Below are 13,215 nucleotides of genomic sequence, written 5' to 3'. Positions count from 1 at the left end.
CTGATAATTCAGCGTATATCAGTTCCCTCAATACAAAAAAGCAAATGAAGAAGTCAGTCCGCGCCCAATTTATCAACAAGAATCTTTCGGCAATAAATTTAAACGTTGGATGACTCAGCCGATTATCGCTATCGCAGAAAAGAAACGCTCAAAATAAAATTGGGATATTTGTTATGGCTTTACATATTGTTCATTTTATTGATGCTCAACAGAAAAAACGTTGGGGACTCATTCAGAATAATGAAATTATTTCCTTTCAGCATGACTTTGAAAGCACTCAGGAAATCATTCAATGTGGCATACTCCAACTGGCAAAATTGGCAACGGAAAGTAAAGAAAAATACTTACTTGCTAACGTGAAATTACTGAGCCCAATTACCAATCCATCTCAAATATTATGTCAGGGTGCGAATTATCGCCAACATATGCTTGATTCGGGAATCAATCCTGATACCCAGTCATTTAATATGTTTTTTACCAAATCATTGGCATCGCTTCATGGTCCAACTGGATGGATTGAAAAACCAAACCATGTTGATTTATTAGACTATGAAATTGAATTAACACTAGTCCTAGGGAAAAAAACGCAAGATAGTATCACCGTCACTACAGAAAATTTACATGAATATATTGCAGGTATCTGTATTGGTAATGATGTTTCAGCGCGTGACATACAGATTCCACAAATGCAATTTTATAAAGGAAAAAGCTATCGTACTTTCTGTCCGCTTGGTCCTGTATTGTGTTTATTGAGTAAGGCAGAAATGCATTATCTCAACAAGCTACAACTTAGCCTGAAAGTAAATGGAGAAGTCCGCCAACAAGACTCTACTGAGAATCTGGTGTTTAAACCCGCTGAGACACTGACCGAATTCTCTCAGATTACTAATTTTGAAGTCGGTGATGTACTCATGACAGGTACACCATCTGGATGTGCACTTGGATTACCATCGACAACACTGATAAAAATGACAGGGCTTTTACCTGAGAAGATCAAATGGCAATTGTTTAACAAAAGCCAGTCTCGACGCTCCCAATATCTAAAAATCGGTGATCAGATTGAATCTCATATTTTTAGTAGTGATGGCAAAATCAATTTAGGCTATCAGCGACATCAAATTTCATAACATTGAATAAATTCAATTCTCACTGGATTCTATATGAGCTTGGCTAATTTAAAACACATTCATCCCGAATTAGATATTCATTTTAATGATGGTGTTTTCACTCTCATGATCAATCGACCTGATCGGAAAAATGCGCTTCATAGTAGCCTCTATTTGGCACTAGAAGCCGCACTTATTCAAGCTGATCACATTTCAGAAGTTAAGGTTGTCATCCTTAGAGGGATTGATAAAGACTTTACTGCAGGTAACGATTTACAAGACTTTGATAAGATTGTAAAACTCGGTTTAGACGCTCCTGCTTTTAAGCTGCTTAGAGCTGCACATCAATTAAAAAAGCCATTGATTATGGCTGTAAAAGGTGTCGCAATTGGTATCGGAACAACAATCTTATTACACGCAGACCTTGTTTATTGTGATCCAACTTCCCGTTTTCAGCTTCCATTTACCAGTCTTGGCTTAAGCCCAGAGGGTGCTTCAAGTCTACTGTTACCACGACAAATTGGATACTTGCGTGCATCTGAACTTTTAATGCTGGCTACACCATTTGATGCTGTATTTGCTAAAGATATTGGTCTGGTGAATGATGTAGTGATCACGGATGTTTATGACTATGCTTTGCAAAAAGCAAACAAGCTTGCTTCTCTAGCGAATACATCATTGCAAATTACCAAAGCCATGCTTAAACAGTCAGAAAATCGCTCTGTACTTGATTGTATTGATACAGAGGGAGAGATTTTTTTAGAGCGTCTACAATCTCCTGAATTTAAAGAAGCTCTGGCTGCTTTTTCTCAAAAGCGTCAACCCAATTTCAACCAATTTAATTGATTATTTTTCAGCAGGAAATTTATAGTGATGAAAAAGTTTTTCTTTTTGCTTTTACTCGGTTCTTACTCAATTCATTCATTTGCATCAGACCAGCTTAATGGTACGGTATGGAAAACGATTGATGATCAAACCAATCAACCAAGAGCTCTTGTAAGATTTAATGAAGATAAAAATGGTGCTCTATCAGCGACTATCGAAAAAATTCTGGTTCCTAGTGAAGCGAATAAATGTACTAAGTGCGAAGGAGCCTACCAAAATAAATCATTAGTTGGTCTGACGATTGTCAAAAATTTAAAAAGTTCAGGTGAAAACAAATATACCAATGGATCAATCTTAGATCCAAAGACAGGTAAAACCTACAGCTTTAATGCCGCCCTATCTCCTGACGGCAAGAAGCTCAGCGGTCGTGGTTACATTGGTATTTCTGCGCTTGGTAGAAGTCAGACTTGGTATAAAGTTAAATAATTTGAAGAAATTAGAATTTTCTTATTTCTGGATTAAACAATAAGTTTAATCCAGAAATACATTTGTTCGAATGTAAGCAATGATTTACACCTGATTGATTTAAATCAAAGCTTTTATCAATTGTATATAAACCTTTCCATTCGTCATTTTACTTGTCCTTCGTATAGGTAATACAATTCTGCATCTTCAACATCTCCACCCCAACTATATTTCTCTTCTGCGATCTTTAATAATCCTTTTCTTTCATAGAACTGAAAGTTTGAACTGTTATCAGTGAAAAGAAAAAAGTCTTTAATTTTCTTATCTTGCAGATAATCAATAAAAAGAGAATACAATTTATTGCCTATTCCTAAACCTTGATATCGTTCATCTAAGATAAAAAAATTCAAGGACGCAGCAAAGGTTTTACCACTTTCAAGAAGTAATTTTTCATTTAATATCAATGTATCCAGATAATGTTCAAAAACTTCTACTCTTTTGTCTGAGGTTATTTCCTGTAAAGCTCTATATTTTCTTATTTTCGCATTAGCCTTCTGTCTAATGTTATTTATGATTGATGCAGCAATTACCCCAACAATTTCGTCTTTATCACGAACTACAAAAATGCGCGAGGAACTTATGATCACCTCACCCAAAAAAAATTCTGCCATAGGTCTTACATTCTTTTCAGGCACCCATGAGTTATAATCCCAAGTAGAAACGATCATCTGGTTTATTTTGTCCAAATCACTATCAGTTAATTCATCTACCACTTCATACTCTAAAGAGAAATTACTACTCATTACTCTCACTCATTTAATTTCAATAAAAAATTGATCTTTTAGGGATATACAACATTGCTGGCATCTATGCCAAGTAACTGTGAAGGTCTTACAAGAAGTATAGCCTATCCTGCCAATTACAAGACATCACATGAATTTTCTGCCTAGGTCAGTATGGCAACCGATCTTTCTTTTGTTGACAACGCAACGATGGAAGTACAGTACGTGATTTAGCGTAGTGATCCCTACTTAAATAAATCAATGAAAGTAATTCATTTATGTTAGGCTGATCAGTTTTTCTTAAGAAACAGCTGCTATGACGTATACACGGAAATTTAGGGCAGGAAAGTTTCACTGGTCATTTCTATTGCCTAGATATTGGGGAATATGGATGGCTTTAATTCTTTTAATGATGTTTGCAATTCTTCCATGGGCGATACAGTGGCGACTCGCAAATATCCTCTCGACACTTGCCTGGAAAGCGCTGAAATCTAGACGCAAAACAACGATTAGGAATCTTGAACTGTGTTTTCCTGAGAAAAGCGAACAAGAAATACAAGCAGATGCAAAACAAGTCTTTTTCAATATGATGTTGGGACTCTTTGAAGCATTGAATGCTTGGTACAGCCCTCGTTGGTTTCAAAAAAAGATGCATATTCATGGTTTAGAGCATCTTAAAAATGCTAAAGAAAATGGCGTTCTACTCTTAGGAACACACTCTACTTTATTAGATGCAGGTGGCTATATTTGTGGTCGTTTTTTTGAACTTGATGTTGTCTATCGTCCTCAAAATAATCCTCTCTTAGATATGCTTATTAGTCGATGTAGAGCTACAATTTATCAGAATCAGATTTCTAAAGATGATATGAAAGGATTGATCTCAAGTTTAAAGCATAGACATGCTATTTGGTATAGTCCAGATCAGGATTTTGGACTTAAACAAGGGGTGATGGCTCCTTTCTTCAATATACAAGCAGCAACAGTAACAGCACATAGACGGTTAATTAAAATTACCAAAGCAGCGGCAATTCCTTTATTTTTTTATCGCACTGGTGACATTCGTAACCCCCAATACCATATTTTGCTAGAGCCTGCATTGCAAAATTTTCCAAGTGCCTGTGAAGTTGACGATGCAACACGAGTCAATCTTGTGATTGAAAACCAAATAAAAATGTTTCCTACGCAATATATGTGGTTCCATCGTAGATTCAAAACTCGGCCCAAAGGTGAAAAAAGCCTTTATATCTAATAAATCAAAAGATTTAAATTTTATAAGAAAACAAAAAGCTCACATAACGTGAGCTTTTTCACTGATCCAAACTAATTAAATGACAGTGTGGTAGAAGCAACTTGTGGTCTTTTACCTTGGTTAAGAATAGAAAAAACACATTGGTCTTCATTCGAAACTTGAAAACCATGGCTTGGAATTTTGCTGAAATGAGCAAGTAGACCATCACCAGATTAAAATTAGTCTATGGACCAGATTCTAGGTGTGTTTTCTCTCTGCCTCACTGCATTTAGAGCTTGTCTAATAGCGGTGTCAGCTTAGGTTAAACTCTACTTATCGATATTTGAGAGATTAGACATACTTTTACTTGAGTTTAAGTTAGTATGGATTCCTAACAACGTAAGGATATGACATGTTCATCGGGTTTAAGATAATAAAAAAACAACCTGAACTTCAAAAGGACTTCACACATCAAGAATTTTCTAACCCAATTATGGAGTTTTGGAAATTTTTTGAGAATAATTCTCAGTATACGCTGTTGCGATATGAGCATGTTATTGATGGAATTCGTGCTATTTATTGTAATAAATAGCAAAGCGTTAACATCACATACCCCAGATAGATATTCTGATCCAACTCAGCGAATATTCTAATAGATAGAAGGTACGATCAGTTAACTTCTATTTTTTAAGGTTGACGCTTAGTGATCACAGCCTAGAGGATCTGAAGCAAAAATCTATTTTGTGGATATGCGGGCTAAGTCACAAAACTGATTTCGTTCATAAAATTTACCCATTAAAAAACCCGCCAAAGCGGGTCATGTTTTACTCGATATAATAGCTATTACCATCGGAGCTATTAAAAACCCAATTCGATGTCGGGTAAATAATCTCACCTTTTATTAAAATATATTCAACTTTGGGACTCTGCACCCGAGTTGATTGAATTGTATTAGTTGTCTTTACTTCGGTGTAGCTTGCTTGCGCCCTTCTTTCTTTACCTTGGAAATCAATAATTGTAATGTCTTTTAGCATCAATATGCTCCAATTTAATCAATCATACTATGCCTAGCTGCACATATATACAAACGTTAAATTATTAACAGCAGTAACTAATGAAATTCCAGAACAAGTTCAGCAATTAATTAACTACTTTAACTTACCAAGAATATCCGCAACGCGACTTGTCACTTCATCGGCACTCAAATCCTGACAGATCCAAAAGCTGTAGACTCTATCGTTTTTTACATAAATCTGCTTAACGTACTCTGAAGACTTTTTACTGTCGATCTCTCCAGCTTTAAAGTTTTTTTTATTCAAATCTACCGTCATTCCATCTAAATCACCACCAATACATAATTTCAATATCATCACCACTCAGATTGAATGCTCACCTTATCATATATACATCTGCTTTATCGGGCTGTTTATGTAGAGCTTTGGCGAGGTCCTAGCTTAGCTTCAATAGGTAATATTTGGCAGGTTTTCACCCATGCATTATCCAGCTTGATCTGTAACATTCCCTTAGCCTTTTGAGCTATTCAACTGACTGTGAGCGAATTACGACAATCATCAGACAAGATAGCTTTTTGCTTTCTTCACTAGAAATACTTTTCAATAGATATCACACCTGAGTAATTGGATTTATTTAAAAATAAGATTTGTGATCTTTGTGTACTTGCCCTTGAAATTCTTGAGATCTAGTAATGGTTTTTAAGCGATAGCAATCAACAAATAATATTTATTTGATTTTATTTAAGAAATATTTAATAGATATATTCTTTAATTCATCTACATATCCCTACAAATCACTCTTAAAGCTGCTGTAGTGTAAATAAAATAACAGCGTAGTATGGGGTTTCCATAACGAAACAAAGAAGATAAAAATGTCTGATTTTAAAGAGTTTTCCAAAAAAGTGACCCATGATCAATCACCACTATTACAAGCAAATGAACATACTCAGGTAAACACCCCTCAACCTACTCCAAAACCAGAAGACTCTTCAAAACCAGAGGATTCACAAGAACCAGACCCAAATAATAAATAATTTATGATTATCAGTACTTTAATATTCTTATGTATTGAGGTGCTGTTCATATAGAGGATAAATCAGTGCACTGATTTATTTTACTATTCATTACTTTTATCACTTTGATTTATCTAGTTGCTTAATTGCATTCATTCATTGATTAAAGAAGATAGAAATAGCCTCTCAGATCTGAGGGGCTATTTTAATTTAAAGATAGCTAAGAACGACGAATTAAAATTAAAACGTATACTTGGCCATAATTCCAATACGGTTATCGCGATATTTTTCACCAGCAAAGGTTTCGCGCTGAGCATTGATATATTCTAGACCCAGATCAATTGGTGCTACCAGAGAATATATAAAATTGATCCATGTCTGCTGTACTTTTTCATTGGCTGATATATCTGTCCTACTACTCTGAGCATAGCCATTTGTATCATCAGCAAAAATTGCACCATAAGCGAGAGTTGTTCGTAAATTGGGGCGAATATAGTAGGTTCCACCGATCTGTACTGCATTAAATTCATTCTGCTCTACATTGTCATCCGCAATAGTAAAAGCGGTATTGCTTCCATAAACATAATGGCTATTGCCTTTTACATGGCTAATATCAGCAGATAGTTTTAGATATTCAATTGGCTTATAGTTCACACCAACTGCAATCCCCCAACCTATTTTATCTGACTTTAGCGTTTCAGCTTGATATTGCTCAAGCATGGCCCGCAGCGATGTAGAACCTTTATTGTCAGTAAACTCATGCATCATTTTTGCTGTTAATACAGGCACTCGATATTTAATTGCAGTGTTTGATGCCGAATTATTGCCTTTTTCAGCAGCTAAGAAGAATTGGTTTGCGGGTGTCACTTTGTAATTGTAACGAACTTGAGGATATTGCTTGGTACCACCACCAATATTGGTTGAAAAATCCATAATTTCAGGTGCATGATTGGATAGGAAATTTGACGTTGTTTGACCAATCAACCAATTGTTATACGTCAAATAAGCATGACGAATGCGAAGATTATCATTACTTCCTGCAAAATCTACCTCGACTTTAGCGCCAATTTTTGCCTCTTGAGCAAGCGTCGAAAAATCCAAGCCAATACGCGTGGTTTTAACGGTTGTTCTGAGTTTATCTTTGGCTTCGGCTGTACTTTTAGCTGCGGCATTAAAGTCGTTATCAGCGCCTTCAATAATATAATTAGCATCAGCCCGCAAAAAACCATATAGATTGACATGAGTCTCTGGTTGAGTTGGCGAAAAATTAAAAACAGGTGTTGATACAGTCGTTTGATCTGTTTCAATGGACTTATGCTGTTGCTGAATTAAAGCTCTCAATTCTTTTATCTCTTCCATGAGTTTTTGAATCTCCTCTTGATCAGTCGCTGCATTGGCAGATGTCATCATGAGCAAGCTTATAGACAGTGCTAAACTATGCTGAATGAATGACGGACGATTAGGAAACACACACATGAAATACTCCTGTTATGGCTTGAGCAGTAAATTTAGATAAATTGAATCCAGCATCGAATTCGAATAAATCGAAAACGATGGTTTTAAAAATGATATTTTTTAACGAGATATATACTTAGGATTTAAATATAACGATTCCGACCAGATAGGTAGCCAAGAATACCGATCAGTATTGAGAGTAGAACAGCCATCATTAATACAGAATTCCAATTCTGACTGACGCCTCGTAATGCACCGACTAAAGTTGGACACGCTGCCGCCATTAGATAGCCTCCACCTTGAGCCATACCAGAAAGTGCAGCTGCTTGATGTACCGAACGAGAACGTAGACTCAAAAACATCAGTGCCAGTAATATTCCGCCACCAGATCCAATACCGAAACTGAGTACCCAAAATATTGCCCAATGTGGGGCAAGTAACAGTCCGAGCATCCCGATACACATTAATAGCCCCATACTAATGGCAACTAAACGTTGGTCTTTCAGACGATTCACCAATGGACCTAAAATTAAACCAGGTACAATCCCTGCTAATTGCATCAAGCCATGTAAAGAACCAGATGCTTTATTGCTATAACCCGCTTCGGTCAAAATTGCAGGCAACCAGCTCACCATTGCATAGAATAAAGCCGCATTACAGCCCATAAACAATGTGACCTGCCAAGCAAGTTTGGATGTCCAAATATTTTGTGAATGTGCTTCTGTTAATGGAATCTGTACTTGTTCTTGAGTTTTATTTTGGAGAATGAGTGGAATCCAAAACAGACAAGCAATGAAGGAAAAAATGGCTATAACCATTAAAGTTGGCTGCCATCCTAAAATTTGAGTAAGAGGAACAACACTGCTCGATGCAAAAGCCCCTGCTACAGCCATCGCAATAGAACATAATCCTGTGACAACGGGTACGCTGTTTGGAAAATCACGTTTTACCAGACTAGGTACCAATACATTTCCAATAGCGATACCAATACCAATAATACTTGTTCCAATAAAAAGCATCGTGGCTGAGCCAATGGAGCGGACTACAGCACCAGCAATAACTACTATTAAGGAGGTGAAAAGAATTCGCTCAAAACCAAATTTAATTGAAAAGCGTGCGGTAAATGGAGAAATAACAGCAAAAGCAATCAGCGGTAAAGTTGTTAATAAGCCAGCTGCAGTGGGTGAAAGGCCAAACACCAACCGTAATTGCTCAAGTATTGGCCCAACTCCCGTGATTGGTGCACGTAAACTCGATGCAACCAATAGCAAAGCGATTAGCAGAAAGATGGAGCGCTCTTTATTTAGAATTGGAGGATTAGAGTTCATATTCATTTACCAGACCATATGCTATGCCGGCATGGTATGAGTGCTAAGAAATTGGATCATCAACATTCATACCATGCAGTGGAGTTGACCGAGTTTCTTTATCAAGATTCGGTCAAAATCAAATCTTAATTCAGATTAATGGTGACCCATTTCCACTCGGTTAGGGTTTCAACATCGATATCTGTGCCTTCACGACCAAAGCCACTGTCTTTTACGCCGCCAAATGGGACATGCGGTTCATCCAAAATCGTTGGTGCATTGACATGGACCATTCCAGATTCAATTTCTTGAACAAAGCGGAAGGCTTTATTGATATCTTGTGTGAAAATCGCAGAACAGAGACCATAATTACTATCATTGGCCTGTGCGATCGCTTCATCCAAGTCAGAAAATGAATAAACAGAGGTTACAGGTCCAAAGGTTTCTTCGCGGTACACCACCATCGATTCATTCACTCCAGATAAGATGGTCGGTTTGCAACGATGACCAATCCACTCTCCGCCTGTTAATACCTTTGCACCTTTAGCTCGTGCATCTTCAATATGATGGCGCACACGTTCACGTTGACGTGCTGAGATAATTGGCCCAACAGAAGTACTTTCATCATATAAATCACCTAAACCTAAGCTTTCAGCTTTTTTGACAAAACGGCGAAGAAACTCTTGCTCAACTTTCTTGTCAACATAGATCCGGCTTGACGCCATACAGGCTTGACCCTGGAAGAAGAACTGACTCATTGCCGCGGCTTCTACAGCAGCATCAAGGTCTGCGTCATCTAGAATAACCAGAGGACTTTTGCCACCTAATTCTAAAAGTGCACGTTTCATTCTAGAACCGCACAGCCCACCAATGTGCTTCCCGACTCGACTTGAGCCCGTAAACATGACTGCCTTGACCAAATCATGTGTTGTTAAGGCATCGCCAATGACAGCACCATTCCCAGTAACAACATTGACGGTTCCTGGTGGGAATCCAGCTTCATGGTAAATATCTGCAAGCAAGTTACTGATCATCGGTGCTTGTTCCGATGGCAGTAATACAACGGTATTCCCTGTCGCTAATGGAGACGAGCTCAGTTTTGCACTTTTTAATAGTGGTACATTAAATGGAGTAATTGCTGCCACCACGCCAATAGGTTGGCGAGTCGTCATCGCAAAACGACCTAAACTGTCAGATGGAAGTGTTTGGCCAGAGATACGACGTGCCACACCTGCCGCTGCACGTAAACAATTGGCTGCATAGGCAACTTCGTAGCGTGCTTTGCCAATCGGAGAACCCACCTCTTTGACCAATAACTCTATGAATTTGTCTTCATATTTTTCTACCAAAGATGCCGCTTTGATTAAATAAACTTCTCGCTCCTTGGCAAGAGTTTTACGATAGCTTTGAAATGCAAGATGGGCACTTTGCACTGCACGATCTACATCACTTTCATCACCATCTGCAACTTCTGCAAAGACAGAGTCATCTTCAGGGTTATGATCAATAAAATACTGTTTAGATGCGGGAGCTATACGTTCACCATTGATCCATAAATCAATTTTTTTAACTTGGTTTTCAGTTGTTACAGACATTGATCTGTCTCCTGTATTGAGATTTTAGAATGATTAAAAAGAATGACTATTTCGGGCATGATCTATTTGAACTACGCTCTTGAATCAGTTTGGCTCCATCAGTCTTAAACAAGAGCGTATTCTTGGCGTTATTTTGATATTGAGCCCAATTCACCAATGCATCGCCGTTTGGATTACCTGTTTTGATAAAGTTGGCCCAATAATTCACCATCGTTTTAGACAGCTCTGCTTGAGATGGATTCAGTTTGGTCAGGCTTCCATTGGCACCACGGAAGTCTTTAAAGAGATAAGCCAACTCTCCTGTATGGTATGCACCATAAGCAATAGAAATAGGCTTGATATATTGAGGCGCAGATTTGTCAGCAAATTCATAGCTGTATAAAGCTACTTTTTTAGAGAACAAGTCATTAAACTTTATCGTAGGACATACGAACTTGTATTTGCCAAGGTCCTCACTGAATGCTTGCGTATAATCAGTTAATGCATTCGGCTTTTTATTTTTGATGATATGTTTTTGGGTATTCTTACCGTACAGTCCAGTTAATGAACCAACATAGTCGTCATAATTCATTTTTCGACCGAGTGAATTTTCAATCACACCAGCAAAGAAACTACCCTCATCTGTATTAAAGCCATTAATCATGCTTGAAACATTAAACTCATTACTTTCTATCGATTGATAGAAAGATTTGTTCAAGGTTGTATTGTCGATGAAAAAACCATCATTGAATAATGAGCTAATGTCTGGTGTTAAGAACTGTTCTGTTGGTTTGCTCTTTAAACATGCACTGACCACAGAAGCATCACCTACACAATTTAGTTTTTGAGCGATGGTATGGGTCACTTGTTTTGCATCAGCGACATTTTTTAAATCAGCATGATAAGAACCACTGGCAGCGATGGCCTTTTGAAAAAGATTTTTAGACAATGGTGAGAAGATGTTGGCTAGGACACTTTGCCCACCTGCTGATTCGCCAAAGATCGTAATATTTTTTGCATCTCCACCAAAGGATTCAATATTTTTATTCACCCATTTTAGTGCGGCTTGTTGATCCATTAATCCTAAATTAATAAATGCTGCATCTTTGTTGGTCGTGCTGGGATTGTAGAAAAATCCAAATGGTCCTAAACGATAATTAATTGTGACAACAATAATGCCCTTATCAATGAAGTACTGAGAATCATACTCATTGGCAGAACCCGTTTGTAATCCACCGCCAGGAATCCAAAATAATACAGGTGCTTTTTGCTTCTTATCCAGACTTACATTTTTAGGGACATAGACATTTAAATATAAGCAATCTTCGGAATCACTTATTTTACTGAATCCACCCAAATTCGTTGTTGTTGCACAAGTATTTGCCAGATTCCCTGCATAATAAACTACGTCTAATTTTCTTTTTTCGACAGGTGCTTCCCATCGTCTTGCGCCAATTGGGGCTTCAGCATAAGGAATACCTTGAAATCGTACTAAGTTGCTTTCTGCAACACCTTGAATTTGCCCATTTGATGTATCAACGATATCTGATAATTCATAAGCATGGGTCGCTGTTATGGATAGTGTAAACAGCGTGCACAGAGATAATTTAGATAATTTCATATTTAACTCACGATAGAAATTTGAATGAGATATTCAATTAATACAAACTTTAACGACCAGAATTCTGAACAACGCCATTAAAATTTGTATTAATTGCCTTTAGTTTTCTATTAACGATTAATCCCTCGATTTGAATAATGCTGATTTTCAAACGGATGAATTTGATCTCAAAAGCATTAAAGATATTTTTATGGTTCGTACTCCAAACTGCATGAAAAGCCTCTGCCAAAGCACCTCGTCTCATCGTTTGAAACTCCTCTATACAATAAGATATGATTGTTCTGCTCAGATGCAGCTCCAATCAGGATTATCAGGGCACTGATAATATTGTCAGTATACTGATAATATTTCTTGTCGGCAAAGGATTCCTTTATCTATGAATGTAACTAAAAGTAACGAAATGTTTGGCTATGATGATGGCTATTTGGGATATCTATTGCGGAAAGCGGCTGGTGCGTATCGCTTAAAAATGGAACGTGTTTTATTAGAATTGAAAGTTACTTCAGCTCAATTCGCTATACTTTCAATTATTTATAATTGTCCTGGCTTATCAAATGCAGAAATTGCTCGTCTATCTTTACTTACGCCACAGACGGTCAATCAAATTATTTCTAAGTTAGAGTCGCAAAATTTATTAGTAAAGAAGAAACACCCGACGAATAAAAAAGTACAGCAATTAGAGCTCACTGGAAGTGGAGTCGAATGTTTTCATAAATGTAATGTCATTATTGAAGATCTAGAAGTGGAGATTAAAGACCAAATGCCACCAAACATTGAAAGTGGCGTTCGTGAATGGCTAAAGAACATTATTGAAAACTAAATGCGA

The 13,215-nt window shown here is 37.2% G+C and carries 15 protein-coding genes; 7 read left to right on the top strand and 8 right to left on the bottom strand.

The features are described 5' to 3' along the window. Positions 1-173: 173 nt before the first annotated feature. The 3 genes from B2727_RS13035 to B2727_RS13025 are packed head-to-tail and all read left to right on the top strand — an operon-like array spanning position 174 to position 2,417. The gene (locus B2727_RS13035; protein WP_033132776.1) at positions 174-1,127 is read left to right on the top strand and encodes a fumarylacetoacetate hydrolase family protein; all 954 of its coding nucleotides are present in this window, start codon (positions 174-176) and stop codon (positions 1,125-1,127) included. A 33-nt stretch (positions 1,128-1,160) separates the two neighbouring features. Continuing rightward, a complete protein-coding gene (locus tag B2727_RS13030; protein ID WP_033132777.1) occupies positions 1,161-1,952 on the top strand; it encodes an enoyl-CoA hydratase in 792 nt (263 codons plus the stop codon). A 27-nt stretch (positions 1,953-1,979) separates the two neighbouring features. Then, positions 1,980-2,417 carry a DUF2147 domain-containing protein gene (locus B2727_RS13025; protein WP_033132778.1) on the top strand — a complete coding sequence of 146 codons (438 nt, stop codon included), beginning with the start codon at positions 1,980-1,982 and terminating at the stop codon, positions 2,415-2,417. A 143-nt stretch (positions 2,418-2,560) separates the two neighbouring features. Here B2727_RS13025 and B2727_RS13020 read toward each other — a convergent pair whose 3' ends face one another. Next, positions 2,561-3,199, bottom strand: coding sequence for a GNAT family N-acetyltransferase (locus tag B2727_RS13020; RefSeq protein ID WP_033132779.1), 639 nt, complete (start codon positions 3,197-3,199; stop codon positions 2,561-2,563). A gap of 295 nt (positions 3,200-3,494) precedes the next feature. Here B2727_RS13020 and B2727_RS13015 point away from each other — a divergent pair, with 295 nt between their 5' ends. Further along, on the top strand, positions 3,495-4,427 hold the full coding sequence (locus B2727_RS13015) for a lauroyl acyltransferase (protein WP_033132780.1): 933 nt from the start codon (positions 3,495-3,497) through the stop codon (positions 4,425-4,427). Positions 4,428-4,818: 391 nt separating this feature from the next. Beyond that, positions 4,819-4,998 (top strand): hypothetical protein, encoded by a 180-nt coding sequence (locus tag B2727_RS13010; RefSeq protein WP_004807103.1) that lies wholly within the window; start codon positions 4,819-4,821, stop codon positions 4,996-4,998. Positions 4,999-5,230: 232 nt separating this feature from the next. Here the strand turns inward: B2727_RS13010 and B2727_RS13005 are convergent, their stop codons facing one another. Then, positions 5,231-5,440 (bottom strand): hypothetical protein, encoded by a 210-nt coding sequence (locus B2727_RS13005; protein WP_004807102.1) that lies wholly within the window; start codon positions 5,438-5,440, stop codon positions 5,231-5,233. Positions 5,441-5,554: 114 nt separating this feature from the next. Further along, positions 5,555-5,776 carry a hypothetical protein gene (locus B2727_RS13000; protein ID WP_004807100.1) on the bottom strand — a complete coding sequence of 74 codons (222 nt, stop codon included), beginning with the start codon at positions 5,774-5,776 and terminating at the stop codon, positions 5,555-5,557. 515 nt (positions 5,777-6,291) lie between these two features. Here B2727_RS13000 and B2727_RS12995 point away from each other — a divergent pair. Beyond that, a complete protein-coding gene (locus B2727_RS12995) occupies positions 6,292-6,453 on the top strand; it encodes a hypothetical protein (RefSeq protein WP_005203627.1) in 162 nt (53 codons plus the stop codon). A 219-nt stretch (positions 6,454-6,672) separates the two neighbouring features. Here B2727_RS12995 and B2727_RS12990 read toward each other — a convergent pair whose 3' ends face one another. From B2727_RS12990 to B2727_RS12970, 5 genes are all read right to left on the bottom strand, one after another. Then, positions 6,673-7,908: a DcaP family trimeric outer membrane transporter gene (locus tag B2727_RS12990; protein ID WP_033132781.1), complete on the bottom strand. Its 1,236-nt coding sequence runs from the start codon at positions 7,906-7,908 to the stop codon at positions 6,673-6,675. A 122-nt stretch (positions 7,909-8,030) separates the two neighbouring features. Next, positions 8,031-9,215 (bottom strand): MFS transporter, encoded by a 1,185-nt coding sequence (locus B2727_RS12985; protein WP_227505266.1) that lies wholly within the window; start codon positions 9,213-9,215, stop codon positions 8,031-8,033. Positions 9,216-9,340: 125 nt separating this feature from the next. Beyond that, positions 9,341-10,789 (bottom strand): aldehyde dehydrogenase family protein, encoded by a 1,449-nt coding sequence (locus B2727_RS12980; RefSeq protein WP_033132783.1) that lies wholly within the window; start codon positions 10,787-10,789, stop codon positions 9,341-9,343. 46 nt (positions 10,790-10,835) lie between these two features. Continuing rightward, positions 10,836-12,389 (bottom strand): carboxylesterase/lipase family protein, encoded by a 1,554-nt coding sequence (locus B2727_RS12975; RefSeq protein ID WP_033132784.1) that lies wholly within the window; start codon positions 12,387-12,389, stop codon positions 10,836-10,838. A gap of 49 nt (positions 12,390-12,438) precedes the next feature. Next, positions 12,439-12,633, bottom strand: a complete 195-nt coding sequence (locus B2727_RS12970; RefSeq protein ID WP_033132785.1) for a hypothetical protein — start codon at positions 12,631-12,633, stop codon at positions 12,439-12,441. A gap of 132 nt (positions 12,634-12,765) precedes the next feature. Here B2727_RS12970 and B2727_RS12965 point away from each other — a divergent pair, with 132 nt between their 5' ends. After that, positions 12,766-13,209, top strand: a complete 444-nt coding sequence (locus B2727_RS12965; RefSeq protein ID WP_033132786.1) for a MarR family winged helix-turn-helix transcriptional regulator — start codon at positions 12,766-12,768, stop codon at positions 13,207-13,209. The last annotated feature ends 6 nt before the right edge of the window (positions 13,210-13,215 follow it).

The sequence above is a fragment of the Acinetobacter sp. UBA991 genome (genome assembly GCF_002292065.1).
Lineage (GTDB): Bacteria > Pseudomonadota > Gammaproteobacteria > Pseudomonadales > Moraxellaceae > Acinetobacter > Acinetobacter higginsii.
Note: the sequence above shows the minus strand (reverse complement) of the source record. Positions and strands in the feature narration are given on the sequence as shown.

What these genes read in the sequence shown, in the direction of transcription:
- B2727_RS12990 (WP_033132781.1), bottom strand. Translation starts at nt 7,908, where the DNA reads ATGTGTGTGTTTCCTAATCGTCCGTCATTCATTCAGCATAGTTTAGCA.
- B2727_RS12975 (WP_033132784.1), bottom strand. Translation starts at nt 12,389, where the DNA reads ATGAAATTATCTAAATTATCTCTGTGCACGCTGTTTACACTATCCATA.
- B2727_RS13020 (WP_033132779.1), bottom strand. Translation starts at nt 3,199, where the DNA reads ATGAGTAGTAATTTCTCTTTAGAGTATGAAGTGGTAGATGAATTAACT.
- B2727_RS12995 (WP_005203627.1), top strand. Translation starts at nt 6,292, where the DNA reads ATGTCTGATTTTAAAGAGTTTTCCAAAAAAGTGACCCATGATCAATCA.
- B2727_RS13005 (WP_004807102.1), bottom strand. Translation starts at nt 5,440, where the DNA reads ATGCTAAAAGACATTACAATTATTGATTTCCAAGGTAAAGAAAGAAGG.
- B2727_RS13035 (WP_033132776.1), top strand. Translation starts at nt 174, where the DNA reads ATGGCTTTACATATTGTTCATTTTATTGATGCTCAACAGAAAAAACGT.
- B2727_RS13030 (WP_033132777.1), top strand. Translation starts at nt 1,161, where the DNA reads ATGAGCTTGGCTAATTTAAAACACATTCATCCCGAATTAGATATTCAT.
- B2727_RS12980 (WP_033132783.1), bottom strand. Translation starts at nt 10,789, where the DNA reads ATGTCTGTAACAACTGAAAACCAAGTTAAAAAAATTGATTTATGGATC.
- B2727_RS12985 (WP_227505266.1), bottom strand. Translation starts at nt 9,215, where the DNA reads ATGAACTCTAATCCTCCAATTCTAAATAAAGAGCGCTCCATCTTTCTG.
- B2727_RS12965 (WP_033132786.1), top strand. Translation starts at nt 12,766, where the DNA reads ATGAATGTAACTAAAAGTAACGAAATGTTTGGCTATGATGATGGCTAT.
- B2727_RS13015 (WP_033132780.1), top strand. Translation starts at nt 3,495, where the DNA reads ATGACGTATACACGGAAATTTAGGGCAGGAAAGTTTCACTGGTCATTT.
- B2727_RS13000 (WP_004807100.1), bottom strand. Translation starts at nt 5,776, where the DNA reads ATGATATTGAAATTATGTATTGGTGGTGATTTAGATGGAATGACGGTA.
- B2727_RS12970 (WP_033132785.1), bottom strand. Translation starts at nt 12,633, where the DNA reads ATGAGACGAGGTGCTTTGGCAGAGGCTTTTCATGCAGTTTGGAGTACG.
- B2727_RS13010 (WP_004807103.1), top strand. Translation starts at nt 4,819, where the DNA reads ATGTTCATCGGGTTTAAGATAATAAAAAAACAACCTGAACTTCAAAAG.
- B2727_RS13025 (WP_033132778.1), top strand. Translation starts at nt 1,980, where the DNA reads ATGAAAAAGTTTTTCTTTTTGCTTTTACTCGGTTCTTACTCAATTCAT.